At 67.4% G+C, this 23,123-nt stretch carries 19 protein-coding genes; 2 read left to right on the forward strand and 17 right to left on the reverse strand.

Going from position 1 to position 23,123, the window contains the following annotated elements; genetic code table 11:
• The first annotated feature begins 1 nt into the window (after nt 1).
• Nucleotides 2–1,144 (forward strand): acyl-CoA dehydrogenase family protein, encoded by a 1,143-nt coding sequence (locus tag FHS03_RS21295; protein ID WP_183442938.1) that lies wholly within the window; start codon nt 2–4, stop codon nt 1,142–1,144.
• Here FHS03_RS21295 and FHS03_RS21300 read toward each other — a convergent pair.
• Together FHS03_RS21300 and FHS03_RS21305 are read right to left on the reverse strand one after the other, a co-directional pair.
• Nucleotides 1,123–2,043 carry a diguanylate cyclase domain-containing protein gene (locus tag FHS03_RS21300; RefSeq protein ID WP_183442939.1) on the reverse strand — a complete coding sequence of 307 codons (921 nt, stop codon included), beginning with the start codon at nt 2,041–2,043 and terminating at the stop codon, nt 1,123–1,125. The genes FHS03_RS21295 and FHS03_RS21300 overlap by 22 nt on opposite strands.
• Nucleotides 2,040–6,551 carry a PAS domain-containing protein gene (locus FHS03_RS21305; protein ID WP_183442940.1) on the reverse strand — a complete coding sequence of 1,504 codons (4,512 nt, stop codon included), beginning with the start codon at nt 6,549–6,551 and terminating at the stop codon, nt 2,040–2,042. Before FHS03_RS21305 ends, FHS03_RS21300 begins: the two co-directional genes overlap by 4 nt.
• A 205-nt stretch (nt 6,552–6,756) precedes the next feature.
• On the opposite strand from FHS03_RS21305, the gene FHS03_RS21310 reads away from it, so the two are divergent.
• Nucleotides 6,757–6,972 (forward strand): DUF4287 domain-containing protein, encoded by a 216-nt coding sequence (locus tag FHS03_RS21310; RefSeq protein ID WP_050408189.1) that lies wholly within the window; start codon nt 6,757–6,759, stop codon nt 6,970–6,972.
• Between the two features lie 30 nt (nt 6,973–7,002).
• Here FHS03_RS21310 and FHS03_RS21315 read toward each other — a convergent pair whose 3' ends face one another.
• The 15 genes from FHS03_RS21315 to mshL are packed head-to-tail and all read right to left on the reverse strand — an operon-like array spanning nt 7,003 to nt 23,110.
• Complete coding sequence (locus FHS03_RS21315; RefSeq protein ID WP_183442941.1) at nt 7,003–8,223, reverse strand: acyl-CoA dehydrogenase family protein; 1,221 nt, start codon at nt 8,221–8,223, stop codon at nt 7,003–7,005.
• A gap of 9 nt (nt 8,224–8,232) precedes the next feature.
• Nucleotides 8,233–9,303 (reverse strand): phosphotransferase, encoded by a 1,071-nt coding sequence (locus tag FHS03_RS21320; protein WP_183442942.1) that lies wholly within the window; start codon nt 9,301–9,303, stop codon nt 8,233–8,235.
• 56 nt (nt 9,304–9,359) lie between these two features.
• Nucleotides 9,360–10,085 (reverse strand): histidine phosphatase family protein, encoded by a 726-nt coding sequence (locus tag FHS03_RS21325; protein ID WP_229426331.1) that lies wholly within the window; start codon nt 10,083–10,085, stop codon nt 9,360–9,362.
• Nucleotides 10,086–10,088: 3 nt separating this feature from the next.
• Nucleotides 10,089–10,667 carry a prepilin-type N-terminal cleavage/methylation domain-containing protein gene (locus FHS03_RS21330; RefSeq protein ID WP_183442943.1) on the reverse strand — a complete coding sequence of 193 codons (579 nt, stop codon included), beginning with the start codon at nt 10,665–10,667 and terminating at the stop codon, nt 10,089–10,091.
• A gap of 21 nt (nt 10,668–10,688) precedes the next feature.
• A complete protein-coding gene (locus FHS03_RS21335; protein ID WP_183442944.1) occupies nt 10,689–11,468 on the reverse strand; it encodes a hypothetical protein in 780 nt (259 codons plus the stop codon).
• Nucleotides 11,468–12,232: an ABC transporter permease gene (locus tag FHS03_RS21340; protein ID WP_183442945.1), complete on the reverse strand. Its 765-nt coding sequence runs from the start codon at nt 12,230–12,232 to the stop codon at nt 11,468–11,470. Before FHS03_RS21340 ends, FHS03_RS21335 begins: the two co-directional genes overlap by 1 nt.
• Nucleotides 12,233–12,235: 3 nt before the next feature.
• Complete coding sequence (locus FHS03_RS21345) at nt 12,236–12,943, reverse strand: type II secretion system protein (protein ID WP_183442946.1); 708 nt, start codon at nt 12,941–12,943, stop codon at nt 12,236–12,238.
• Nucleotide 12,944: 1 nt separating this feature from the next.
• Nucleotides 12,945–13,676, reverse strand: a complete 732-nt coding sequence (locus FHS03_RS21350) for a hypothetical protein (RefSeq protein ID WP_183442947.1) — start codon at nt 13,674–13,676, stop codon at nt 12,945–12,947.
• Nucleotides 13,648–14,097 (reverse strand): hypothetical protein, encoded by a 450-nt coding sequence (locus FHS03_RS21355; protein ID WP_183442948.1) that lies wholly within the window; start codon nt 14,095–14,097, stop codon nt 13,648–13,650. The genes FHS03_RS21350 and FHS03_RS21355 overlap by 29 nt, the downstream gene beginning before the upstream one ends.
• The gene (locus FHS03_RS21360; protein ID WP_183442949.1) at nt 14,094–14,822 is read right to left on the reverse strand and encodes a hypothetical protein; all 729 of its coding nucleotides are present in this window, start codon (nt 14,820–14,822) and stop codon (nt 14,094–14,096) included. Before FHS03_RS21360 ends, FHS03_RS21355 begins: the two co-directional genes overlap by 4 nt.
• Nucleotides 14,819–16,417 (reverse strand): hypothetical protein, encoded by a 1,599-nt coding sequence (locus FHS03_RS21365; RefSeq protein ID WP_183442950.1) that lies wholly within the window; start codon nt 16,415–16,417, stop codon nt 14,819–14,821. The genes FHS03_RS21360 and FHS03_RS21365 overlap by 4 nt, the downstream gene beginning before the upstream one ends.
• Before the next feature lie 2 nt (nt 16,418–16,419).
• Nucleotides 16,420–17,625: a type II secretion system F family protein gene (locus FHS03_RS21370; protein ID WP_183442951.1), complete on the reverse strand. Its 1,206-nt coding sequence runs from the start codon at nt 17,623–17,625 to the stop codon at nt 16,420–16,422.
• A complete protein-coding gene (locus FHS03_RS21375; protein ID WP_183442952.1) occupies nt 17,625–19,328 on the reverse strand; it encodes a GspE/PulE family protein in 1,704 nt (567 codons plus the stop codon). Before FHS03_RS21375 ends, FHS03_RS21370 begins: the two co-directional genes overlap by 1 nt.
• 12 nt (nt 19,329–19,340) lie before the next feature.
• On the reverse strand, nt 19,341–21,137 hold the full coding sequence (locus FHS03_RS21380; RefSeq protein WP_183442953.1) for a tetratricopeptide repeat protein: 1,797 nt from the start codon (nt 21,135–21,137) through the stop codon (nt 19,341–19,343).
• 8 nt (nt 21,138–21,145) lie between these two features.
• Entirely contained in the window at nt 21,146–23,110 is a 1,965-nt protein-coding gene (mshL, locus tag FHS03_RS21385; protein WP_183442954.1) for a pilus (MSHA type) biogenesis protein MshL, read from the reverse strand.
• Nucleotides 23,111–23,123 lie beyond the last annotated feature (13 nt).

A 23,123-nucleotide genomic window follows, 5' to 3' on the forward strand; every position in this document is an offset into this window, starting at 1 on the left:
CATGGACTTCAATCTGAAGGAAGAACAGCAGCAGTTCGCCGATGCGTTGCGGCGTTGGACCGAGCGCGATTACAGCTTCGAGACGCGGCGCCAGATCATCCACTCGCCAGCCGGCGTGTCGGAGCAGGCCTGGGCTGGGCTGGTGGAGCTGGGCATGACGGCCTTGCCGGTGCCGGAAGCGCAGGGCGGTTTCGACGGCAGCGCGGTGGATATGCTGGTGGTGATGCAGGAGCTGGGACGTGGCCTGGTGGTGGAACCTTACTTCGCCACCGTGCTGGGCGCGCAGTTCCTGAAGCTGGCCGGCGGGCAGCAGCGGCGCCTGGAGCAGGTCGCTGCCGGCGAACTGAAACTGGCTTGCGCCCTGGGTGAGCGGCAGGCGCGCCATGACCTGGCCGATATCGCGGTTGCGGCGGCCAAGGAGGATGGCGGCTATCGCCTGAGCGGCAGCAAGACGGTGGTGATCCACGGCGCGGAAGCGGGCGCGCTGATCGTTTCGGCGCGCAGCGGCGGCAGCCAGCGCGACCGGCGCGGCATTTCGCTGTTCGTGGTGGCGCCGGACGCGCCGGGTGTACGCATCAGCGGCTACCGCACCCTGGACGGCCAGCGCGCCGCCAGCATCGACTTCGACCAGGCGCCCGGCGAGCTGTTGGGACGCGAGGGCGAGGGCTGGGCCGTGCTGGAAGCGGCCACCGATTACGGCGCGACCTTGCTGTGCGCCGAGGCCTTGGGCGCGATGGACGCGATCTTCGTGGCCACCCTGGAGTACCTGAAGACGCGCCAGCAGTTCGGCGCGCCGATCGGCAAATTCCAGGCCTTGCAGCACCGCATGGCCGATATGTTCATCCATCTGGAGCAGGCCCGCTCCATGGTCATGCTGGCGGCGGTGAAAGTGGCGTCGGACGACGCGGAGGAGCGGCGCCGCGTCGTTTCCGCCGCCAAGGCGCGGGTGGGGCAGGCGGCGCGCTTCGTCGGCCAGCAGGCGGTGCAGCTGCATGGCGGCATGGGCGTGACCGACGAACTACCGGCGGCGCACCACTTCAAGCGCCTGAGCATGATCGAGCTGACGCTGGGCGATGTCGACCACCATCTGGAGCGCTTTATCGCCCAGCCGGGCTTCCGCCCTCAGAACGAGGCGGCCAGGTAGCGGTTGCGGCCACTGGCCTTGGCTTGGTAGAGCAGGGTGTCGGCCGAGCGTATCAGCAGTTCGGGCGAGGATTCCGGTCCCGGTTTCATGCTGGCCGACCCCATGCTGACCGTCACATGGTGGCTGACCGACGAGGAGCGATGCTCGATGTGCAGCGCGGAGACTTCATCCAGAATGCGGCGTGCAACCCGTTCGGCGCCTTCCTGCTCTTCCTGCGGCAGCAGCAGCACGAATTCCTCGCCACCGTAGCGCGCCAGCAGGTCGGACGGACGCATGGCGCAGCGTTTCATGGCGGCGCTGACCTGCTGCAAGCAGGCGTCGCCGGCCTGGTGGCCATAAGCGTCGTTGTAGAGCTTGAAATGGTCGATATCCATCAGGATCACCGACAGCGAAACGTGGGCGCGCATGCAGCGCCGCCACTCGCTGTCGATGGTTTCGTTGAAGCTGCGCCGGTTGGCCACGCCGGTCAGGGCGTCGGTCAGCGTCAGCTCGCGCATGGCGTCGGCCTGGCGCTTGACGGTGAGCTGGGTGCGCACGCGGGCGCGCACCACGGCCACATTGAAAGGCTTGCTGATGAAATCCACCGCGCCCGCTTCCAGGGCGCGCGTTTCGTCTTCGGGATGGGTGAGGGCGGTAACGAAGATTACCGGAATGTCGCGCGCGCGCGGCGAGGCGCGCAGGGCGGCGCATACCTCGTAGCCGTCCATGCCGGGCATGACCGCGTCCAGCAGGATCAGGTCAGGCTGCTGCTGGTTGGCGATTTCCAATGCCTTTTCGCCGCTCAGGGCAAACAGCACATCGTGCTCCTCGCGCAGCGCGTGGTGCAGGATCTGAATGTTTTCCATGGCGTCGTCCACCACCAGAATGCGCCCGTTCTTGGCCAGATCGGTCCAGCTCATTGGTTCTCCTTCCGCTTCAGCATTTCCAGCAGCTTTCTTTCGGCTAGCGTGAAGTCCAGTGTGTCGATGGCGTTGGCCACGGCGGGCAGATCGTCCACGCCCAGGCGCTCCAGCGCGGGGCGCAAGGCGTTGAATTCGCTCAGCGCCTTCAGATTATTATTTTGCAGTAAGGATACCAGTTCCGACAGCGCCTGCGGCAGATCGGCATCCATGGCGTGCGGCTCGCCGTCCTGCTGCAGCGGCAGGGGCAGGGTGCGGGCGGCGCCGGTGACGACATCGATCGCCTCGCTGAGGGAAATCAGCAGCGCGGTGAGTTCGGCGTCGCGTCCTTCTTCCAGCATCAACTCGGCCAGCGAGGCCAGACGCGCCACGTCCGAGGCGCCCAGATTGGCGGCCACGCCGCGCAGACGGTGCAGCACCTGGGTGGCGGCGCGGCGCTCATTGCGGGCCAGCAGGGCGCGCACCTCGGTCACGGCGTCGCCCTGGGAGTTTTCGAAGCGTTTCAGCAGGCCGACAAAGGCCGGGTAGTTGCCGGCCAGGCGTTTCAGCGCCGCGTCCAGGTCGATGCCGGGCAGGCTGGCGGGAATCTCGGCCGCCATGGCCGCCGGCTGCGCCGCCGCCGTGCCCAGGCGGGCGGCGGACAAGGGCGCCAGCCGGGTCAGGGTGGCGGTCAGCTCATCGACGTCGATCGGTTTGCCGACGTGGGCGTCCATGCCCGCGTCCAGGGCGCGGCTGCGGTCTTCCTCCAGGGTGTTGGCGGTCATGGCGATGATGGGCAATTGCACCAGGCCCAAGGCGCGGATGGCGATGGCCGCCTCGTAGCCGTTCATGACGGGCATTTGCAGGTCCATCAGCACGGCGTCGCAGCGCGCCGGATCGGTCTGCAGCAGCTCGACGGCGAGCTTGCCGTTGGCGGCGATTTCCACGCGCGCGCCGGCATGCAGCAGAATGTATTGCGCCATTTCCTGGTTGATCTCGTTATCCTCAACCAGCAGCACGCGCATGCCGCTCAGGCGGCCCGCCAGCGGTTGCGGCGGCGGCGGCGCGGGAATGGCAGCCGCGCCGCTGAGGGCGGCCAGGGCCGCCACCTGCAGGCGGTGCGGCGTGGTTGGCTTGGACAGGATGGCGTCCAGGCGCAAGCCCTCGGCCAGCAGGGCCAGTTCCTCGCTGCTTTGCTCGGGCGCCATCACCACCACCTTGGGCAGGCGCAGGCCTTCCTCGGCGCGCGCCAGCATCAGCAGGGTGACGCCATCCATTTCCGGCATGGCGCTGTCGACCAGCAGCAGGTCCAGCGCGCGCGGCGCCTGCGCCGCCTTGCGCAGCTGGGCCAGGGCGGCCTGGCCGCTGGCCGCGCTCCACACGGTCCAGCCGAAGGACTCGCCGGCGCGCTGCAGGGCGGCGCGCGAGGCGGCGTTGTCGTCCACCAGCAGCACGTGCAGGCCTTGCAGGGCGGGCGGCAACGGCGGATGCAGGGGCACGTCCGGCGCGCGCTGCATGGGGTAGATGAAGCGGAAGGTGGAACCCTGACCCACCACGCTCTCGACGCCGATGGCGCCGCCCATCAGGTCGGCCAGGCGGCGGCAGATCGCCAATCCCAGGCCGGTGCCACCGTATTTGCGGCTGGTGCTGGTGTCGACCTGGGAAAAAGCTTCGAACATGCGCAGCTGGTGCGCGGGATCGATACCGATGCCGGTGTCGCGCACCAGGAATTCCAGCGTGATGCCGTCATCGTCCTCGCCCAGCTTGCGCACGGCCAGCACGATTTCGCCGCGCTCGGTGAACTTGACGGCGTTGCTCATCAGGTTGAGCAGGATCTGCTGCAGGCGCATGGCGTCGCCCACCAGCTCCATCGGCACGTCGGGCGCCACGTCGAACACCGCTTCCACGCCCTTGTCCCAGGCCGCGTTGCAGGCCAGCACCGAGGTGCTGCCGAGGATGTGGTCGAGATTGAAGCGGGCGCGCTCCAGTTTGAGCTGGCCCGCTTCGATCTTGGAAAAGTCCAGCACATCGTTGACCACCGCCAGCAGGGCCTGGGTGGCCAGCTGGATCTTGCCCACATAGCTGCGCTCGCGCCGTTCCAGCGGCGATTCTTCGAGCAGGCGCGCCAGGCCGATGATGGCGTTCATCGGCGTGCGGATCTCGTGGCTCATATTGGCCAGGAACTCGCTCTTGGCGCGGCTGCCCGCTTCGGCCCGGTCGCGTTCGTGCATCAACTGCTGGTTCAGCTCCTGCAGCTGCAGCTCGCGCTGTTTGAGCTCCGTGACGTCGGAGGCCAGCACGAAGAAGCCGCGCACCACGCCCTCTTCATCGAAATCGGGCAGGTAGTTGATCCACACATGCTGGCTGGGGCTGTTGCGCCGCTGCAGCTCGCGCGCGAAATTCTGCGGCACGCCTTGCAGCGCGGCGTCGACCTGCTCGCGGGTCAGCTCCATCAGGCGCGGTCCGAGCACTTGTTCCATGGTGGCGCCCAGGCACTGGTCCAGCGTCAGGCGGAAGGTTTCCAGGAAACGCCGGTTGGCGAAACGGCAGCACAGGCCCGCGTCCCAGTAGGCCACCATGGCGGGCAGGTTGTCGGTCACGGTGCGGATGAAGGCATTGCTGCGCGCCAGCCGCAACGAGGTGCTTTCCAGCGCGGCGTCGGCGCGCTTGCGCTCCGTGATGTCGAGCGAGATGCCGAGCAGGTGGGTGGGCTCGCCCTGCTGGTCTAGCAAGGCCACCTTGCGCGTGGTGACATAGCGCATTTCGCCGCCGATGGCGCTCACCGGCTCGTCCGGCAAATCCATCATCTGGCGCGAGGCCAGCACCTTGCGATCGGCCTCGCTGAAGGCGCGCGCCTGCTCTGGCGGGAAGACTTCGGCGTCGGTCTTGCCGAGGAAGGCCGTGCGCGAACGGCACAGCAGGCGCTCGCCTTCGCGGTTGAGCATTTCGTAGCGCAGGTCGCTGGCGCGCTTGACGAAGATCATGGCCGGGATATTCTCGACCACGGAGCTGAATAGCTGGCGCTGGCGCTGCAGCTCGGCCTCGGTCTGCTTGCTGGCGGTGATGTCGAGCAGCACGCCGGTGATGCCCACCAATTCCTGCTGCGCGTCGAAGACCGGGAAGTAGCCCGCCATATAGTGGCTGATGCGCTGCGGCGCGGAGGGGGCGACGCCGCTCAATTCGGCGAAGGGAATCGGCTGGCCGCTGTCGAGCACCTGGCGGTAAGCCGTGCCGACGGCGGCGCGCAGCGACGGGTCTTCGATCAGCTCATCGAATTGATGGCCGAGATGCGCCTGTACCGGCGCGCCGTTCACCGCCGCCATATAGTCGTTGATCATTACGATGCGCAGGGCCGGATCGACGAAGCTCAAGCCCACCGGCGCCGTGGCGTACAGGTTTTCCAGCAAGGCCTTGGATTGCTGCAGTTCGGCGGTGCGCTCGTCGACCAGGGTTTGCATCTGCTGGCGGTAGCGCAGGATATCCTCGCTCATCTGGCGCAGCGCGCCGCCCACTTCGTCGGCCTCGCGGAAGGCCAGCGGCGGCAGCTCATACGCTTCGCCGGCAGCCATGGCGCGTGCCGGGCCGCTCAGGGCGCGCACCGAGCGGCCGATGCTGCCGCCCACGCCCCAGGCCAGCGCGAAGCCGGCGATCAGCAGTACCAGCACCCCGGCCGAGATGAAGGTGATGAACTGCATCAGATCCTGCATCAGATAGTCTTCCGGCACGCCCACGGCCACGGTCCAGCCGCTGTGCTGGGCGCGGCTGAAGCTGGCGTAGACCGGCGTGCCTTCCAGGGTATAGGTCTGCATCTGGCCCTCGCTGGCCTGCAGCATCTTCTCGCGCAGCTCCTGGCTGGTGGCCTGGCCCACATAGCGTTCGGCGTCGCGGTTGCGGGCCATGATGATGCCCTTGGGGTCGAGCAGGCCGACAATCACATAGTCGGGCAGATGCTGCTCCTCCAGCAGCCGGTTGAGGCGTTCGGCGCGGTACACCACGCTCAGTGCGAAGGCGGTGCCGCCGTCGCGCAGTACCGGCACATCGATGGCGAACAGCGGCGGCTGGCCGCGCGCCGCCGCCAGATTGCTCAGCCCCGGCTGGCCGTGGGCGAACAGGTAGTGCAGGCGGTTGGCATTGGTGTTGGCGTACAGGTCGGGGGCATCGGCCGGGGCGCCGGTATCGGCCAGGATCTTGCCGTCGGCCCGGCTCAGGATGATGCGGGCGCCGGGAAAGTCGGGCAGCAGCAGATGCGCGGCCTGGTCGGTGAAGGCGGTGAAATCGTTGTGCTGCAGGCTGGGCGAGGAAGCCAGGGCGCGCGCCGCGCTCTGGCCGGTTTGCAGGTCGCGGTCGACAGCGGCGCTCAGCGCGCGCGCCATGCGCTGGGCATTGCCGACCACCTGGCTGCGTTCCAGGTGATAAAAGTGCAGGACCAGCAGGCCCAGGCCGACCAAGGCTGGCAGTATGCAAGCGAGCACCAGCAGCGTGATCTGCGAACGGATCGACGGTAGGGACTCGCTGCTTTCTGCGCTCACTCTGCTGGGCCTCCGGCACTATGGTGAAAGGATGATAGCCCAGAGCGGCGCGAACACGGTAGTATTTTGCCCTGGCGGGCGTTGCCTGCGGCGCGCATGCAAAAAATATTTGGCGGATGTGTCGATTTTCCCGCGGCTGGGCCGTCGTGGGGATAGAAAGGCCGGCAACGGCGTTTTCCCAACCTTCAAACCCTAGGAGATAAGAATGAGCGATAGCGATCAAGTCAAAGGCCCGGCATCCTACTTTCCCTCGATCGAGAAAAAGTACGGCCAGCCGATCGCGCACTGGCTGGCGTTGCTGGCCGGCCGCGCCGGCATGAAGCATATGGAACTGGTGAACTGGCTGAAGGCCGAGCATGGACTGGGCCACGGCCACGCGAACGCGCTGGTGGCCCACCACTTGGCGGGCAAGAAAGCGTAAACCGCCCGGCGCGGGCTAGGCGGCGTGTTTTCAGCTGTAGCGCGCCAGTTCCAGCTTGGCGATGGCGTTGCGATGCACCTCGTCCGGGCCGTCGGCCAGGCGCAGGGTGCGGTTCAGCGCAAACTGGCAAGCCAGCGGGAAGTCTTCGGACACGCCGGCCGCGCCATAGGCCTGGATGGCCCAGTCGAGCACCTGCTGCGCCACGTTCGGCGCCAGCACTTTGATCATGGCGATTTCGGCCTGCGCCACCTTGTTGCCCACCGTGTCCATCATATACGCCGCTTTCAGCGTCAGCAGGCGGGCCGTGTCGATGCGAATGCGCGCTTCGGCGATGCGCTCGCGCCACACGCCTTGTTCCGACAGGCGGCGGCCGAAAGCCACGCGCGCCTGCAGGCGGCGGCACATCAGCTCCAGCGCGCGCTCGGCCACCCCGATGGCGCGCATGCAGTGGTGGATGCGGCCCGGGCCGAGGCGGCCCTGGGCGATTTCGAAGCCGCGCCCTTCGCCCAGCAGGATGCTGGATGCCGGCACGCGCACGTTCTCGAACAGGATTTCGCAGTGGCCGTGCGGCGCGTCGTCGTAGCCGAACACCGGCAGCGGACGCACGATGGTGATGCCCGGTGCATCGGCCGGCACCAGGATCATGGATTGCTGCTGGTGGCGCGGGGCGTTGAAGTCGGTCTTGCCCATGAGGATGAAGACCTTGCAGCGCGGGTCGCCCGCGCCGGAAATCCACCATTTGCGGCCGTTGATCACATAGTCGCCGCCATCGCGTTCGATGCGCGTTTCGATATTGGTGGCGTCGGAGGACGCCACGCCCGGCTCGGTCATGGCGAAGGCCGAGCGGATCTCGCCGCGCAGCAGCGGTTCCAGCCACTGCTGCTTTTGCACTTCCGTGCCGTAGCGTTCCAGCGTTTCCATATTGCCGGTATCGGGCGCCGAGCTGTTGAACACTTCCGAGGCCCAGCCCACGCGGCCCATGATTTCGCACAGCGGCGCGTAGTCCAGGTTGGACAGGCTGTCCGGCGCGCGCGCCGATTTGGGCAGGAAGAGATTCCACAAGCCCTGTTCGCGCGCCAGGGGCTTGAGCCGCTCGATGATCTCGGTGGGAATCCAGCGGTTGCCTTTTTCGCGGCCGTTGCGCTCCACCTCCTGGTAAAACGCCTGCTCGTTCGGATAGATATGCTGGTCCATGAAGGCCAGCAGCTTGGCCTGCAATTGCTTGCAGCGTTCTGAATAGTCGAAATCCATGCTGTCCCCTTAAACGACTGCTTTGCCGCTGGCGTAAGACCAGCCCAGTTGCGCCATCGGCCGCGCCATCTTGCCCGATTCCAGGGCTTGCGCGCTGGCCGCCGTGCCGTCCACGTAGCGTTTCATGATGCCTTGCATGATGCTGGCCAGGCGGAACATATTGAAGGCGAGGTAGAAATTGAAGTCCTGCAGGCGGATGGCCTTGCCGGTGCGGGCCGCGTACTGCGCGATGTATTCCTGCTGCGACGGGATGCCCAGCGCCTGCAGGTCCAGGCCCGCGATGCCGCGGAACTGGCCGGGCTGGATGTGCCAGCTCATGCAGTGATACGAAAAATCGGCGAAGGGGTGGCCCAGCGTGGACAGTTCCCAGTCCAGCACCGCCAGGATGCGCGGCTCGGTGGGATGGAAGATCAGGTTGTCGAGGCGGTAGTCGCCGTGCACGATGGCCGTGTCGTCGCCGGGCGGAATATGCGCCGGCAGCCAGGCGATCAACTGGTCCATCGCCTCGATGGTCTCGGTCTGCGAAGCCAGGTACTGCTTGGTCCAGCGCTCGATCTGGCGCTGGAAGTAGTTGCCCGGCTTGCCGTAGTCGCCCAGGCCGATGGCCTGGTAGTCGATATTATGCAGCTGGGCGATCACGCGGTTCTGCTCATCGTAGATGGCGGCGCGTTCGGCCGGCGTCATGCCGGGCAGGGCCTGGTCCCACAGCACGCGGCCCTCGACGAATTCCATCACGTAGAAGGCGCGGCCGATCACGGCTTCGTCGGTGCACAGCAGGTATTGGCGCGCGGCCGGGAAACCGGCCTTGTGCAGCGCGTCCATCACCCGGTATTCGCGGTCGATGGCGTGCGCTGACGGCAGCAGCTTGGCGGCGGGCGCGGGCTTGGTGCGCAGCACATAATGCCGGCCGCCGATGCTCAACTTGAAAGTGGGATTGGATTGTCCGCCCTTGAACTGCGCGACTTGCAGCTCGCCTGGTGGGTAGTCTTCGATATGCTGGCGCAGATACGCGTCCAGCGCCGCCACGTCGAACTTGTGGCGCTCGGATACAGCCTTGGTGCCCATGAACTCTTCGAACATAGAATCTCCTGTTATGCGGCTGCAGGCAATTCTAGCTTAGAAAAAGAACGTATGTGCTATTTATTTTGCTGCGAAAGCTGGCGTGATTTTTTGTACTGTTCCAGCAGCTGTTCCATCGTGGTGCTGCGGTTGGCCGTTTGCAGCGGGGCGGGCGGCGAGTAGTTGGCGAAGCGTACCACCCAGTCCTGTTCGGCCGCGCCGACGTCGAGCGCATTGATGCAACCGGCCGTCTGCGCCAGGTTGCCGAGGAAGAGGCGCTGGCCGGTCAAGGCATACGACAGAATGGCGCGGTTGACGCCACCGTGCAGCACCAGCAGCACCGTGTCCCAGCCGGCATCGTCGCGCAGGCGGCGCAGGGCGGGGTGGATGCGGTCCATCAGTTCGCCCACGCTTTCGCCGCCGAGAAATTGGCGCTCCTCGGCCACCACGCCGTTGAAGGCGCCGGTGAAGGCTTCGTGCAGTTGTGCGTCGGGGATGCTGGACAGGCGGCCACCGCGGATCTCGGCCAGCTCCGGCCATTCTTCAATCGCAATCTGCTGCCCCGTTTCTGCCAGCACGCGCCGCGCCGTTTCCACTGTGCGCGGCAGGCCGGAAACGATGACGCGGTCGAAGCGCAGCTGCTGGTCGGCGAAGGCCTGGCCGGCGGCCGTGGCTTGCAGGCGGCCCGCCTCGTTCAGCGGCACGCTCTCGGGCAGGAAGGGTTTGCCGGCGGCGTCGAAGTAGGTCACGCTGCCATGCCGCATCAGGTAGACGCGGCGGCGCTGCAGGAGTGGATGGCTCATGGTTCAGAAGAAGACGGCGGTGCGGGTGATGATGCTGCCGTTATTGGTATAGGGATTGGTGGCGCGCACCGAACCGCTGTCAAATTTGCCGTCATCGAGCTTGGCGTCGATCTGCTCGGAGAAGCCGTCGGGCAGATTGTCGAAACGGATGCCGTTGCCGCCGCGGCCGCCCACCACATCGTTGTAGACGTAGACGGCGCCGCCCTGGGCGCTGGTCATGAAGTCGCTGCTGCCGTTGAAGGCGCCGGTGATGAAGCCGCCCAGCGCCAGATGCTGGGGCGCGAGCTGGTATTCGGTGATCTGGCCGTCGCCATTGCCGTTGCCGGAGGCGCCCGGCACATGCTGCATGGCCTGGATGTCGTCGCCGGGCAGGGCGCGGAATTTGTCCTGGTAGGCGTTGACGGCCGCCTGCAGCGAGTTCGATTGCTGGATCACGTTCTTGACCTTGGCACTGTCGATCAGGCCTTGGCCTTTGAGCACGCCGCCCAGCAGCAGGCCGATGATGACGAGGACGATGGCGATTTCCACCAGCGTGAAACCGCGCTGGCGGCGCGCTGGCAAAAACGGACGGGGATGGGACATGGCGTTTCCTTTCATTTGAACCTATCTTACAAGCCCGGCGGCGGGCCTGTCCACACCAGGGCCGGAAGCGCGCCGTTGCAGCGCTTCCAGGCGGGCGGCCAGGAAGCGCGCCTCGCCCGGATCGGTGATCTGGCCGCTGGACAGCAGGGCGCCAATCAGCTTGCGCGCGCTGTCCAGCTCATTCATATCTTCCAGCACGAACACTTCCAGCTCGCGCGCCCAAGCCGGCGCCCGCGTGGCTTGCGTGCGGATAGCCGACGCGTAGCGCCGCGCCAGCGGCAGGTCATGCAGGCGGTGGCGCGCCACCAGCGCGGCGTGGGCCAGCCAGGGCCAGCGCCGCTGCGGGTCGCGCATGAACTCGCGGTAGACCAGGTCGAGCATCCGGCGGCTGCGCGCCGCGTCGTTGACGGCGCTATATACCTGGCTGGCGGCCAGCAGCGGATATTGGCCGCGCGGGTCGAGATCGAGGGCGCGTTCCAGCCAGCCGGCCAGGCGGCCGTAATCGAGTTCGCGCCACGACAGGCGCTGGCCCGGCTGGTCGTCGAAGCTTTGCAGCTGAAGCATCAGCAGCTTGGACAGGGCCAGCGGCTCACCCAGGCTGGCCAGGCGCAAGGCGGCCAGCGGCATCGGCGGCGGTAGGGGCTGCGCCGCCTGCGCGCCTTGTCCGGCGTTGGCGCCGGATGGCTGCAGGGCGTGCCAGGCCAGTTGCGCGGCCAGCGCGCCGGCCAGCAGCAGCTGCAGCGGCAAGGGCGCGGCGCGGCGGCGCGGCCGAGCGGTGGAGGAATGCGCAACGCCGTACATCAAAATTCCTTGCGATACAGGTCGAACAGCGCGGCGGCGGCCAGCAGCAGCAGGTAGATGGCGGTCTGGCCCAGCACTACCGACAGTTGCAGCCAGCTGCCGTCGTGATAGACCAGCCATTCGCTGCGCGTGAACTGGTCCAGCGCGGGCAGCACAAAGGCCAGCAAGTCCATGCCGGCGGCGATGACGCGCTGTCCGGCGTCGGCCGCGCCGCTGTGCTGGCCGATCAGCTGCAAAGCCGCCACGCTGCGCGCCAGCAGATAAAAGCCCAGCGTGGCGGCCAGCGCCGGCAGCACGTGGTTCAGGGTGAACATGCAGAGCAGCGCGAAGCCGGCCACCAGCCACAGTTCGCACAGCAGCGAGGCGCACCACAGCGCGGCCTGGGCCGGCGGCGCGAAGAACAGTCCGAGCGCGCCGAACAGCAGCGCCGGCAACAGCGCCAGCAGGCAGAAGCCGCCCAGTTTGCCGAGCAGGTAGGCGGCGCGCGGCAGGGGCAGGGCCAGCAGCAGCTCGCTGCCCTTGTCGTGCGCCTCGCGCGCCATGCTGGTGGCGACGAAGGTGGCGATCAGGAAGACGGCGCTCAGGCGCAGCAGGGCCGCCAGCAGCGCGGCCTGGATCTGGCGGCTCTCGGTCAGCGCCACCGCATGCAGAAAGCCGCTCAGGCCCAGCGCGGCCAGCGCGATCACGGCCAGCACCCACAGCAGCCGGTTGCGCAGGGCTTCCAGCAGCGTGTAGCGGGCGATGGTCAGGATGGGCGCGAGCATGGCTCAGGGCAGGCGCTGGGCGGCGACCATGCGGTTGTACAGGATGTTCGGCGAAACCCATACCACGATATCGTCATACGCGCCGCCGGCGGCGCTGGCGTTGTCGCTGGCGCCGCGCGTGATGAAGGCGGTGCCGGCCGGGTTCTGGTTGGCTTTCTCGTCCACGTTGCCGCTGCCCGCGTCGGCGGCGCGCACGCCTTGCTCGCTGAAGCCGCCGTAGCCGTTCTTGCCGTGCGAAAGCACCACGGCGGGGATGTCGTTGACGCCGGTGGCCGCCACCAGATTGCCGCCCGCGTCGCGCGTGGCGATGGTGATGTCGCGCGGCGTCTGCAGGCGGAATGGGGCGGCGCTGTCACTGAAGGCTGGCGTCACGCTGTAGCGGAACAGGTGGCCCCAGCTATCGAGCTTGGGCAGGCCGAGCGTGGCCCAGGGCAGGAAGCCCTGACGGCGTTCGCCCGTGCAGCGGCTACCGTCGCGGTCTTCCAGGCCGTTGGCGGCGGAAATGGCGGGGCAGGGCAGATAGCCGTTGCGCAGCGCGAAGCCAAGCAGGGCCTCACGCGCTTCTTCCAGCGTCTTTTGCGTATCGGCCGTGCGGCGCTGTTCCAGCTGGCTGCTCAGCGGCGCCAGCAGGCCGCCCACCATCAGGCCCACGATCACTAGCACGATGGCCATTTCGACCAGGGTGAAACCTGCGTTCTTCGTCTTCATCATGCTAGGGCAGGGCGCGCGCCGCCGCCATCCTTTCATATAGTGTCGGCAGCGGCAGCGGCAGCAGCAGGTCGTCGAAGACGCCGCCGGGAATCGCCGGATTGTCGCTGGCGGCGCGCTGCATGAAGCTCAGCACCGCGCCGTCGTTGCCTTGTTCGTCCACATTGTTTTGCGCGCCGTTGGCCTGCGCCACGCCGGCCACGCTGGTGCCGAGATTGTTGCGTCCCTGCGAGAACACCACGGCGGGCGCGCATTGCGCGTACAGCAGGCAGACCTCCTGTCCGACCGCGTACAAAAGATTGCCCTGGCCGTCACGGGTCTGCACGCGCTTGGTGGCGACGGCGGAAATGCGCAGCAGCGGCGCGCGCGTGTACTCCGGCGTCACGCTGTAGCGCAGTACCTTGCCCCAGCTGTCGGCGCCTTCCACGGCCAGCGCCACCCAGGGCAGGAAGCCGCTGCAGGCGGCCTCGCTGTCGCACGGTTCGGCGCTTTCGCGGCCATCGGTGGCCGAGACGGCGGGGCGCGGCAGGCGGCCATGCTGGGCCGCGAAACCGATCAGCGCGTCCGAAGCCTGCGCCAGCCGCGCCTGGGTGCGGCGTTCGCGCAGCGCTTCCAGATTCTGCTTGCCGAAGACGCTGATCAGCAAGGTCGCCGCGCCCAGGCCGGCCACGGCCAGCAGCAGGAGCAGCGCCGCGCCGCCCTGGCGTTTAGCGGCCCGCTTCGTGCACGCTGCCATCGGCCGGATTGAAACTCTGCCCCGGTTTCAGCTTGACGCTGCCGCCTGTGGGCAAGGGAACGGACAACGCGCCGCCCTTCACGCGCGCCGCAGGGCTTTCCAGCGGCACGTTATTGACCCAGACCACCGATTTGCCGCCGCTGCGCCGGATCACGCCATTCAGCTGCACCGGTTCGGCCGGCGGCAGCGGTGGCGCTTCGCTGGCGGCCATCGGCGCGGGAGCCGGTGCGGGCGCCACCAAGCCGGAGGATATGCCGGGCATGCCCGCCGCTGCGCCAAGCGGCGTGCTGCTGCGCTGTGCGTCGAGCTGCACGCGCTCTTCCGGCGACGTGAATAGGCGGCCGATGTTGGGCGTGGTGGCTTGGGCCAGCAGCGGGCCGCAGCAGGGAATCAGGCCGATTGCCAGCAGCAGGCGCTTCATGGCGTGCTCCCGGCAGCGGTGGCGGCGGAACCCAGCACGGCGAACGCGGGTCGTTTAGCGCTGCCGGGCTGCGGCGCGGACGGCGCCGCCGGCTGGGGCGTCAAGGTCAGCCAGTTCAACGTGCAGTCGCCGGTCAGCGCGGGCGATTGCACGCCCGGCGTGGCGGTGGCGGTGCGGCGCAAGCTGCACTCCTGGACCGCGAAATAGCCGCGCTGGCGCAGGTCGGCGAGGAAGTTGAACAGGTCCATCTCGTGCAGCAGGTCCATATGCAGCTTCATGCGGCTGCCGCGCAACTGGTAGTCGCCGGTGGGCAGCGGCTGCTCCAGCCGGTAGGGCTGCTGCGGGTCAATCTGGTAGGTGAGCGGCAGCAGGCGGCGCTGCTCCTGGATCTGGCGGATGCTCTCCACCCAGTCCAGACGACGCTCTTCGCCCGCCAGGCCCTTGCGCTGCAATTCCAGGAAGGCCGGCTGGAAGCGGCGGATTTCCTCCTTCTCCGTTTCGGCATAGGTCAGGCGCGAATGGGCGTCATTGCGCGCGCGCTGGGCGCGCCCTTCCACATCCTGCGCATCCTGCTTGTACCAGTAGCTGAGGGCGACGGCGGCGATCGCCAGGCCGGCGGTGGCGGCGAACGTCAGCGCGGCCTTGCGGATGCGGGTGAAACCGCTGAGCCAGAAGGGCAGCGGCACGCCGGCATCGGGATTCTTCTTGCTTGGCTGCGCGTTCATGGATTCCACACCAGGTTCAGGGTAAATTTCGCGCGGTCCTCCACCGTATTGCCGCTGCTGCCCGCGCGTCCGCTCAGTTTCACGTTGGAGCGCACGTCGAAAGGCAGGCTGCCGATTTGCACCGTCATGCGCGGCGTGCGCGCCAGCGCCTGGGCAAAGCCGTTCATGCTGTCGAGGACCGCGCGGTAATCGTCCTGCTGCACCAGCACCTCGGCTTCCAGCCGCAGGGTTTGCGGCGGACGGCGCGGAATGCCCAGCAGCAGGGCCGGCATGGGCGTCACCGCCTGCGCCTGGGCATCGGCGCCGAGGCCGGGCATGGCGCCGGTCGCGGCAGCCGGGGCACCGCCGTCCGCCTGCGCGGGCAGGCCCGCTACTTGGACCTGCCAGTCGAGCTGCGTCAGGCGGATTTGCGGCGACTGCTCCAGCGCCGCGCTGACCAGTTGCAACATGGCTTCCGGCGCCGGGCCTTGCTCGGCTAGCAGTTTTTCGATGCTGACGGCCGCCTTCATATTGGCGGTGCGCGCGGCCGTTGGCGGCATGGTGGACATGCTGGCTTGGTAGGCGCTTTCCTTGCGCGCCGCTTCCGCCCGCAGCTCCGCCGCATGGCTTTCGGCCGTGCCGTAGCTGATCAGGTTGGCCACCGTCCAGACCAGGCCCGCTACGCCGATCACGGCGCTCGATGCATATAGCGAGATGCGCGCCCGCCACAACTGGAAGTGGCGGCGCACCTCGCCCCGGCTGTAGTGACCGGGCGGACGCGCCCGCGCCAAGCGCGCCAGCAGCAGGCCGTCGGCCAGCGGCGCGGCGGGATCGGCGCCGAACTGCGGCGCCACGTCTTCCAGCGGCAGGAAGTTGAAGGCCGTTTCCGGGCCATCCTGGCATAGCTGTGCCAGCGCCGCAATCTGCGCGCCTGGCGCGAGGATCGCTGTATGCAGCACGTCGCCACGCCCGATCAGGCGCACGCTGGTGAGAAATTGCTGGGCGCGCGCGGTTTCCGCCGCCACCCCGCTGGCCAGGTGTTCGCCGCCGACGGTGGGCGTCAGGCGCGAGAATTTCAGCGCCCCGTTGCGGAAATAGCTTTGCCGCAGGCCGGCCGACTGCGGCGTGACCAGCAGCAGATGTTCCTGTCCCGCCAGCAGGCGCTGTACCAGCTCGGTGCTGAGCAGGGCCGCCGAATAAATCCCGGCCAGCGGCGTGGCCGCTTCTTCCATGGCTTCCAGCCAGGGCGCGAGCAGGGCGGGATTGGTCAGCGCCGACAGCAGCACCCGGTCGTCGCGCCGGCCATCGGCGGCGCGGCCCAGAATGGTGGCGCGGCGGTAGGGCGTTTCGCGGTAAAGCTGGGACAGGCGGCGTTCGCGCAGATTGCGCCCGGCCTTGCCGCCCACGTGGGGCAGCTGCTGCACCTGGAAATCCTCTTCCACCAGGTCGGCCAGCAGCCAGGCCGGCGTCTGGCCCTGGCGTTCCAGCCAGGCGGCGAAGGCTCGCAGGCCGGCGGCGTCGGCGGCGAAGAAGGTGTGGTCCGTCGTGGCGCCGCGCTGGCACAGGCTGGCCCAAAGGCCTTCGCTGCTGAGATAAAAAAGCTGTTTGCGCAACATGGTCAGATCCTGATATTGCTGATCGTGTCGTAAATCGGCCCGAGCACGGACAGCATGATCCAGCCCAGCAGCAGGCCCAGGATCACCGTCATGGCCGGCTCGATCATGGCCTGCACCTTCTCGATCTGCTCCTTCACCTCGCGGTTATAGAAGTAGCTGACATTGCGCAGCGCCCCGTCCAGCGCGCCGGTGGCCTCGCCCACCTTGAGCATGCGCACCACCAGCGGCGGGAAGATGCCGGTGCTCTGGAAGGCTTGCGTCACGCTCTGGCCATCGGAAATCTGCTGGCCGGCGCGGCGCAGGGCGGCCGCCACCACACGGTTGCCGGCAATGCCCTCGGACAGGCGGATGCATTCCAGGATGGTGATGCCGGAGGCGTACATCAGCGCGAAGAAGGTGGCGAAGCGCGCCAGGATGATCTTGTGCAGCACCGGCCCGATCAGCCAGACGCGCAGCTTGAAGGCGTCGGCGGCGTAGCGCGCGGCCTCGCTGCGGCGCAGCCAGTGGCGCAGGCCGAACCAGGCCAGCACCGGCGCGGCCAGCAGCAGATACCAGTAGGCGATGAAGACATTCGATACCGCGATCAGCACCCGCGTATGCAGCGGCAGTTCGCCGCCCTGGTTTTTGATGAAGGAGGTCAGTTGCGGCACCAGGTAGATCATCAGGAAGAAGGTGACGGCGATGACCACGGTTGCCACCACGGCGGGATAAGTCGCCATCTTCTTGGTCTGCGCCGCCAGCTCGTCCTGCCAGCGCAGGCTGTCGGCCAGGTTGCGGAATACCTCATTGACCTTGCCGCTCGCTTCGCCGGCGCGTATCAGGCTGGTGAAGGTGAGGTCGAACACTTCGGGATAGGCGGCCAGCGCGTCGGACAGCTGCAGGCCGCCCTCGATGCTTTCGATCAGGTCGGTGATGATTTCGCGGAAGCGCGCATGGTCCATGCTGTCGCGCAGGTCGGCCAGGCCTTCCAGGATTGGCACGCCGGCATTCGCCATCTGCTCCATATGGAAGCAGAAATTAATCAGATCGCTGCGCCGCACCGGCTTGCGGCCCACGGCCACCACTTTTTGCCGGCTTTCGCGGCAATCGATCAGGTCCAGCTGCATGCGGCCCAGGCGCAGTTCCAGGTCCGGCACGTTGAGCGCGTCCATATTGCCCGGCACCACCTGGCCGGCGGCGTCCATGGCGCGGTAGATAAATTGCGGCATCAGCTCAACCTGTCCGTCAGATCCACCACGCGCGAGACTTCTTCCAGCGTGGTCACGCCTTCCAGCACGCGGCGCATGCCGTCGTCGACCAGGGTGCGGAAACCGGCCGCGCTGGCGGCGGCGCGCAGCTCGCGGTTGCTGGCGCGGCGCGCCACCAGCTCGTCGAGCTCGCCGTTCATCTTCAGCAGCTCCATGATGGCCAGGCGGCCCTTGTAGCCCTGATGGGCGCAGCGTTCGCAGCCCACGGCGCGGTAGATGGTGGCCGGCGGCTGTTCCTCGTCCAGCCCGAGCAGGCGGCGTTCGATCGGGTCGGCCTGCATCGGCTCGCGGCAGTGCAGGCACAGCTTGCGCACCAGGCGCTGCGCGATCACGCCGATGATATTGCCAGCCATGATGTCGGGCAGCACGCCAATGTCCAACAGGCGCGACACCGAGCCGACCGCCGAATTGGTGTGCAGGGTGGAATACACCTGGTGGCCGGTCATGGCGGCGGCGAAGGCCATATCGGCCGTTTCCTTGTCGCGGATCTCGCCCACCAGGATCACGTCCGGGTCTTGCCGCATCATGGAGCGGATGCCGTCGGCGAAGCCCAGCTTGGCCGATTCGTTGACCGAGGTCTGGCGGATCATATTCATCGGGTATTCGACCGGGTCTTCCAGCGTCATGATGTTGACGCTTTCGGTATTGATATGGTTCAGGATCGAATACAGGGTGGTGGTCTTGCCGCTGCCGGTGGGGCCGGTGACCAGGATCAGGCCATCGGGGCGGGCGATCATCAATTTCAGCAACTGCAGCTCGGCCTCGGCCAGGCCCAGACCGTCGAGCGGCACGATGCCTTTTTGCCGGTCCAGCACGCGCAGCACGAAGTTCTCGCCGTGCGTGGTAGGCTGGGCGCTGGAGCGGAAGTCGATCTGGCGGCCGGAGAACTTGATGGTGATGCGGCCATCCTGCGGCGCGCGCGTTTCGGCGATATTCATATTGCTCATCACCTTCAGGCGCACCACCATGGCCGGCCAGTAGGATTTGTGCAGGCTGCGGATCTGGCGCAGGATGCCGTCGATGCGGTAGCGGATGCGCAGGAAGCTCTGCTCCGGCTCGAAGTGGATGTCGGACGCGCCGTTCTGCACCGCGTCGGCCAGCAGGGCGTCGATCAGGCGCACCATGGGCTGGCTGTACTCGTCCGAGGTCGAGCTCATGCTCTGATAATTGACCTCGCCCGTTTCGATCTCGTGCAGGATGCCGTCGATGGACAGCTCGAAGCCGTAGTACTGGTCGATGGCGCGCGCGATATCCGATTCGTTCACCAGCAGCGGCGTGACAGTGATGCCTTTCACCAGCATGGCGCTGATCTGGTCCAGCGCCACGATATTGCTGGTGTCCGACATGGCCAGGATCAGGTTGTCGCTGTGGCGCTCGTAGACGATGGGGAAGACGCGGTAGCGCTTCGCCACGTCCTTGGGAATGAGCTTGAGCGCGATGGCGTCGACCACCAGGCTGGTCAAGTCGGCGGCCGGGGTCTTCAGGTTTTCGCTGAGCGCTTCGCGTACCGTGGCCTCGGTCACGAAGCCGAGCATGATGAGCAGCTTGCCCAGCGGCTCGTTGCTGCGTTTCTGCTCGATCAGCGCGATGCGCAACTGGTCTTCGCTGATCACGCCTTTCTGGATCAGCAGCTTGCCCAGCGGGAGTTTTGCTTGTTCTGCCATGTATCGGTATGTTCAGCGCGCGGCGGCGGACAGTTCCTGCAAGCGGCGGCGCACCGCCGCCTGGTCGAAGCTGGCGCGCGTGGACTGGGCCAGCGCCAGGGCGCGTTCGTAATAGCTCGCAGCCAGCTTGCCCTGGTTCAGGCGATCCAGGCCGATTGCCAGATTGAAGGCGTAATCGGGATTGGACGGCGACCCGGTATAGGCGCGGAAGAAGGCTTGCTGCGCTTCCGGCCAGCGGGCCTGGCGCGCATACAGGTTGCCGAGCGCGAAGTGCACCGGCGCCGATTCCGGCGTGCGTTGCAGGATGGCTTTCAAGCGGCTCTCGGCCTGGCCGGCGTCACCGCCGCGCAGGCTGCTCAAGCCTGCCAAGGCTTCGCCATCGTTGGGATCGAGCTCCAGCAGGCGCAGATAGGCGGCGCTGGCCTGGGCCGGTCGCTGCTCGCGCAGAGCCACGGCGGCGCTGCCGAGCAGGGCGTCGCGGTTGTTCGGGTCTTGCTGCAGCGCCTGGGCGTACTGCTGGCCCGCGCCCGCCATATCGCCGGCCTGGAAGCTTTGGTAAGCCGCCTGGATGGCGGGCGGCACTTGCTGGGCCGCGCTATTGCGCACGATGCGCAGTTCGCCGCTGTCGGCCATCGGCGTCAATGCGCCGGCGCCGCTTTGGGCGGTGGCCGGAGCGGCTGGTTGTGATGGATTGCCGCCGGCGGGGGCGGGAGCAAGCCCCTGCGCCTGCCGGCGCGCTTCGACGCGTTCGCGCGCCAGGCGGGCTGCCAGTTCGGCGGCTTCGCGTTCGGTGGCGGCGCGGATCGCGGCCTGCGCCTCTTCCGGCGACATTCTTTGCTCCACCGGCGCCGGTTGCGCGGCGGCGTTGGCTGGCGCGGATGGCTGGGCCGGCGCGCCTGCTGGCGCGGTGCTGTCGGCGCCAGGCGCGGAAACGGCGCCGGCATCGCCGGCGGGCGGCACGGGCACGACGACGGCCGCCTGCGGCACACCGCCTTGACCCGGCATTGCCACCATGGGCAGCGCGGCGCCGGGGCGCGCGGTCAGGGCGCGCCAGTACATCAGGCCGAAGACGATCAGGATCAGGGCCAGAATGCCGCCCAGGATGCCCAGGCGCAGATGGGCCGGATCGATGCGTCCCGCCGTCTTGTCCTTGCCGCGCGGGCCGCTGGCGCGCGTTTGCTGCGCGCCGGCGCGGCCGGATGCGGCGTAAGCCGATTGCTGGCCGGCCTGCGTGCGCGGCGTTGCCGCCGCGCGCGTCCCGCCTTGCGCCGCGCTGTTTCCAGCGCGCGCGGCACCGGCAGTACCCGCAGTATTCGTTGCATTGGCGGCGCCGGTCGTGTCGCCGCTGTACGCCGGCGTGGACTGGGAGGGAGCCCCCAGACTGGCGCCAGCATCGAAGGCCGGCGCATGGGCGCCGCGCTGCACCGGAGCGGGCCGGGGGCGTGCGGCCTCCTGGCGCGCCTGGGGCGGCACCGGGTCGTGGATGGCTTCCGTGGCCGGCACCAGTGGAATCTCGCCGGAACCGGCAGGAGCGAAATCGAGCGGTGCCAAACTGGGTTCAATACCGCCCGCAGGACCGGACGCCGGGCCGGTCGCGGCTGCGACCGCGTCCTGGGCGGCGGCGCCGTGTGGCGTGTAGGCCGGCGCATCGAGCGGTTCCAGCGACAGTTCCAGCCCGCCGGCGGTTGGCGCGGACGGGTTTTGCGGTTCCAGCGCCAGGATGTCGTCGAAGGCTTCGGACGGGCGCTCCAGCTCCTCGTCCGGCAGATTGCTCTGCTTGGCGCGTTCGGCTTTTTTCAACGCTTGCATCAGCAGGCTCATTGTTCACCCGATCCGAAAGCAGGATTGCGCACCTGGGGCGGGGCCGATTGCGGATAAGGCTGGGCATTCAGCGGCGCCTGGTCCGGCAGCAGGTAGCGGTAATCCTTGTAATCGCCATTCAGGCTGGCGTCCTTGACCACGATGGGGCGCATGAAGATCACCAGCTCGGTCTTGCTGGCATTCTCGTTGCGGTAGGAGAAGAGATTGCCCAGCAGCGGCATGCTGCTCACGCCCGGCAGGCCATCCTTGGTGTTGTCCACCGAGTCCTGCATCAAGCCGCCCATCACGGCCACCTGGCCGCTGCTGACCTTCATGACCGATTCCAGCTCGCGCGCCTGGATCACCGGCACCTTGCTGATGACGTTCTGCTTGGCCAGCTCGGGATTCGGGTCTTGCACAAAGCCGACCACGCGCGTGATGGTGGGTCGCACGTTGAGCGTCACTTCGTCGCTTTCGGAAATCTGCGGCGTCACGCTCATCACGAAGCCGACCGGCACCGTTTCCACCTTGGACTCGTAGGTGGCGGGCGTGGCGATGGTGCCGGTGGACGTCATCACGGCGGGCGTGACCTTGAGCGTGAAGAAGATATTGTTGTCCACCACCTTGAGCAGCGCGGTCTGGTTGTTCATCACGCTGATCTTGGGGCTGGACAGCACCTTGACCTTGCCGAAGGATTCCAGCAACTGCACGGCGGCCGTGATATTGCCAAGGCGCGTGGTGGGGTTGTTGTACTTGAACAGCATGAAGCCCGGCGCGGTGGTATTCGGCAGCGGATTGGCGCCCGCCGCCACGCCACCCTGCATCAGCGTCGATTCGCCATTGCTGCTGACGCGCGACCAGTTGATGCCTTGCTGGTACTGGTCGCCGAGCTTGACCTCGATCACGGTCGCCTCGATCAGGACCTGGCGCTTGGCCGTGGCCAGCACGGTGTCGAGAAATTCCTGGATCTTGTCGTGCTGGCGGCTGGTGGCGCGCACCGCGATCAAGCCGCCTTCCTGGTTGACCACCACGGTATTGTTGCTGCGCGGCGCATTGCGCCCCCCCGCGCCCTGGACGCCGGTGGCGCCGGCCGCCACGCCATAGCCTTGCTCGGCCGCCGCCGGGTAGCCTGGCGGCGGCACGCCATAAGGCTGGGCCGCGCCGGGATAGCCCGCGCCGCCCGCATAGCCGCCCGGATTCACGCCCGGCTGCCCTGCCACACCGCCTGCCTGGCCGTAGGGATTGGCCTGGCCCTGCTGGCCGCCGGTCTGCTCGCGCAACTGGGCCAGGGGATCCGTGAGCGGATCGTTCAGATTGGTCGGGCGCAGCATGTCGCGGATATTTTTCTCCAGGCTGTACCAGAAATTATTATCCGAACGGTTGGCTACCGAGGTAGTGGAGTTATTGGTGCCGCCGCCGCCCAAAGTCTGCGTGGCCTGGGTGGTCTGGCCGGTGGTCGGATTGATGGTCTGCGTGGCCGACGAACCGCCCGTGGTCGAAATCTGGGTGGCGATGCTCACGCTGCTCTGGGTCGAGCGCGCCATGTTCACGTAATCGACCTTGTAATTTCGCCAATACGGCTGGTCCGGCAGCACGATCAGGTTATTGCCCTCGATCTCGTAGCGCATATCGACCTGGCGGGCGATGCGCGCCAGCAGCTGGGGCAGGGTCTGGTCCAGCGCATTCAGCGTGACCATGCCGTCGATCGAAGGGTGGATGTCCACGTTCAGGCCCGCGTCGCGCGCCAGCGCGAACAGCACCGATTGCACCGGCACCTTGTGCACCGTGACGCTATAGGTTTCCACGCGCGCGCCTGGGCGCGGCGGCGGCAGGGCCGGGCTTTGCTGCACCGGATCGGGAATGGCGCCGGCCGGGCGCGGGCTTTCCGTTACATGCGAGGTCGATACCGGCAATTGCGGCGCGGCGCAGCCTGCGAGCAGGGCGCAGGCGGAGGAAAGCAGGGGAGCCGCGAGTTTTTTCATTGTTGTAGTCCGC

Source organism: Pseudoduganella violacea (assembly GCF_014191875.1).
In the GTDB taxonomy this organism is placed as follows: domain Bacteria; phylum Pseudomonadota; class Gammaproteobacteria; order Burkholderiales; family Burkholderiaceae_D; genus Rugamonas; species Rugamonas violacea_A.

Bases quoted from the DNA above. Each gene is read 5' to 3' on its own strand.
- FHS03_RS21295 (WP_183442938.1), top strand. From the start codon at position 2: ATGGACTTCAATCTGAAGGAAGAACAGCAGCAGTTCGCCGATGCGTTG.
- FHS03_RS21300 (WP_183442939.1), bottom strand. From the start codon at position 2,043: ATGAGCTGGACCGATCTGGCCAAGAACGGGCGCATTCTGGTGGTGGAC.
- FHS03_RS21310 (WP_050408189.1), top strand. From the start codon at position 6,757: ATGAGCGATAGCGATCAAGTCAAAGGCCCGGCATCCTACTTTCCCTCG.
- FHS03_RS21315 (WP_183442941.1), bottom strand. From the start codon at position 8,223: ATGGATTTCGACTATTCAGAACGCTGCAAGCAATTGCAGGCCAAGCTG.
- FHS03_RS21320 (WP_183442942.1), bottom strand. From the start codon at position 9,303: ATGTTCGAAGAGTTCATGGGCACCAAGGCTGTATCCGAGCGCCACAAG.
- FHS03_RS21325 (WP_229426331.1), bottom strand. From the start codon at position 10,085: ATGAGCCATCCACTCCTGCAGCGCCGCCGCGTCTACCTGATGCGGCAT.
- FHS03_RS21330 (WP_183442943.1), bottom strand. From the start codon at position 10,667: ATGTCCCATCCCCGTCCGTTTTTGCCAGCGCGCCGCCAGCGCGGTTTC.
- FHS03_RS21335 (WP_183442944.1), bottom strand. From the start codon at position 11,468: ATGTACGGCGTTGCGCATTCCTCCACCGCTCGGCCGCGCCGCCGCGCC.
- FHS03_RS21340 (WP_183442945.1), bottom strand. From the start codon at position 12,232: ATGCTCGCGCCCATCCTGACCATCGCCCGCTACACGCTGCTGGAAGCC.
- FHS03_RS21345 (WP_183442946.1), bottom strand. From the start codon at position 12,943: ATGATGAAGACGAAGAACGCAGGTTTCACCCTGGTCGAAATGGCCATC.
- FHS03_RS21350 (WP_183442947.1), bottom strand. From the start codon at position 13,676: ATGGCAGCGTGCACGAAGCGGGCCGCTAAACGCCAGGGCGGCGCGGCG.
- FHS03_RS21355 (WP_183442948.1), bottom strand. From the start codon at position 14,097: ATGAAGCGCCTGCTGCTGGCAATCGGCCTGATTCCCTGCTGCGGCCCG.
- FHS03_RS21360 (WP_183442949.1), bottom strand. From the start codon at position 14,822: ATGAACGCGCAGCCAAGCAAGAAGAATCCCGATGCCGGCGTGCCGCTG.
- FHS03_RS21365 (WP_183442950.1), bottom strand. From the start codon at position 16,417: ATGTTGCGCAAACAGCTTTTTTATCTCAGCAGCGAAGGCCTTTGGGCC.
- FHS03_RS21370 (WP_183442951.1), bottom strand. From the start codon at position 17,625: ATGCCGCAATTTATCTACCGCGCCATGGACGCCGCCGGCCAGGTGGTG.
- FHS03_RS21375 (WP_183442952.1), bottom strand. From the start codon at position 19,328: ATGGCAGAACAAGCAAAACTCCCGCTGGGCAAGCTGCTGATCCAGAAA.
- FHS03_RS21380 (WP_183442953.1), bottom strand. From the start codon at position 21,137: ATGCAAGCGTTGAAAAAAGCCGAACGCGCCAAGCAGAGCAATCTGCCG.
- mshL (WP_183442954.1), bottom strand. From the start codon at position 23,110: ATGAAAAAACTCGCGGCTCCCCTGCTTTCCTCCGCCTGCGCCCTGCTC.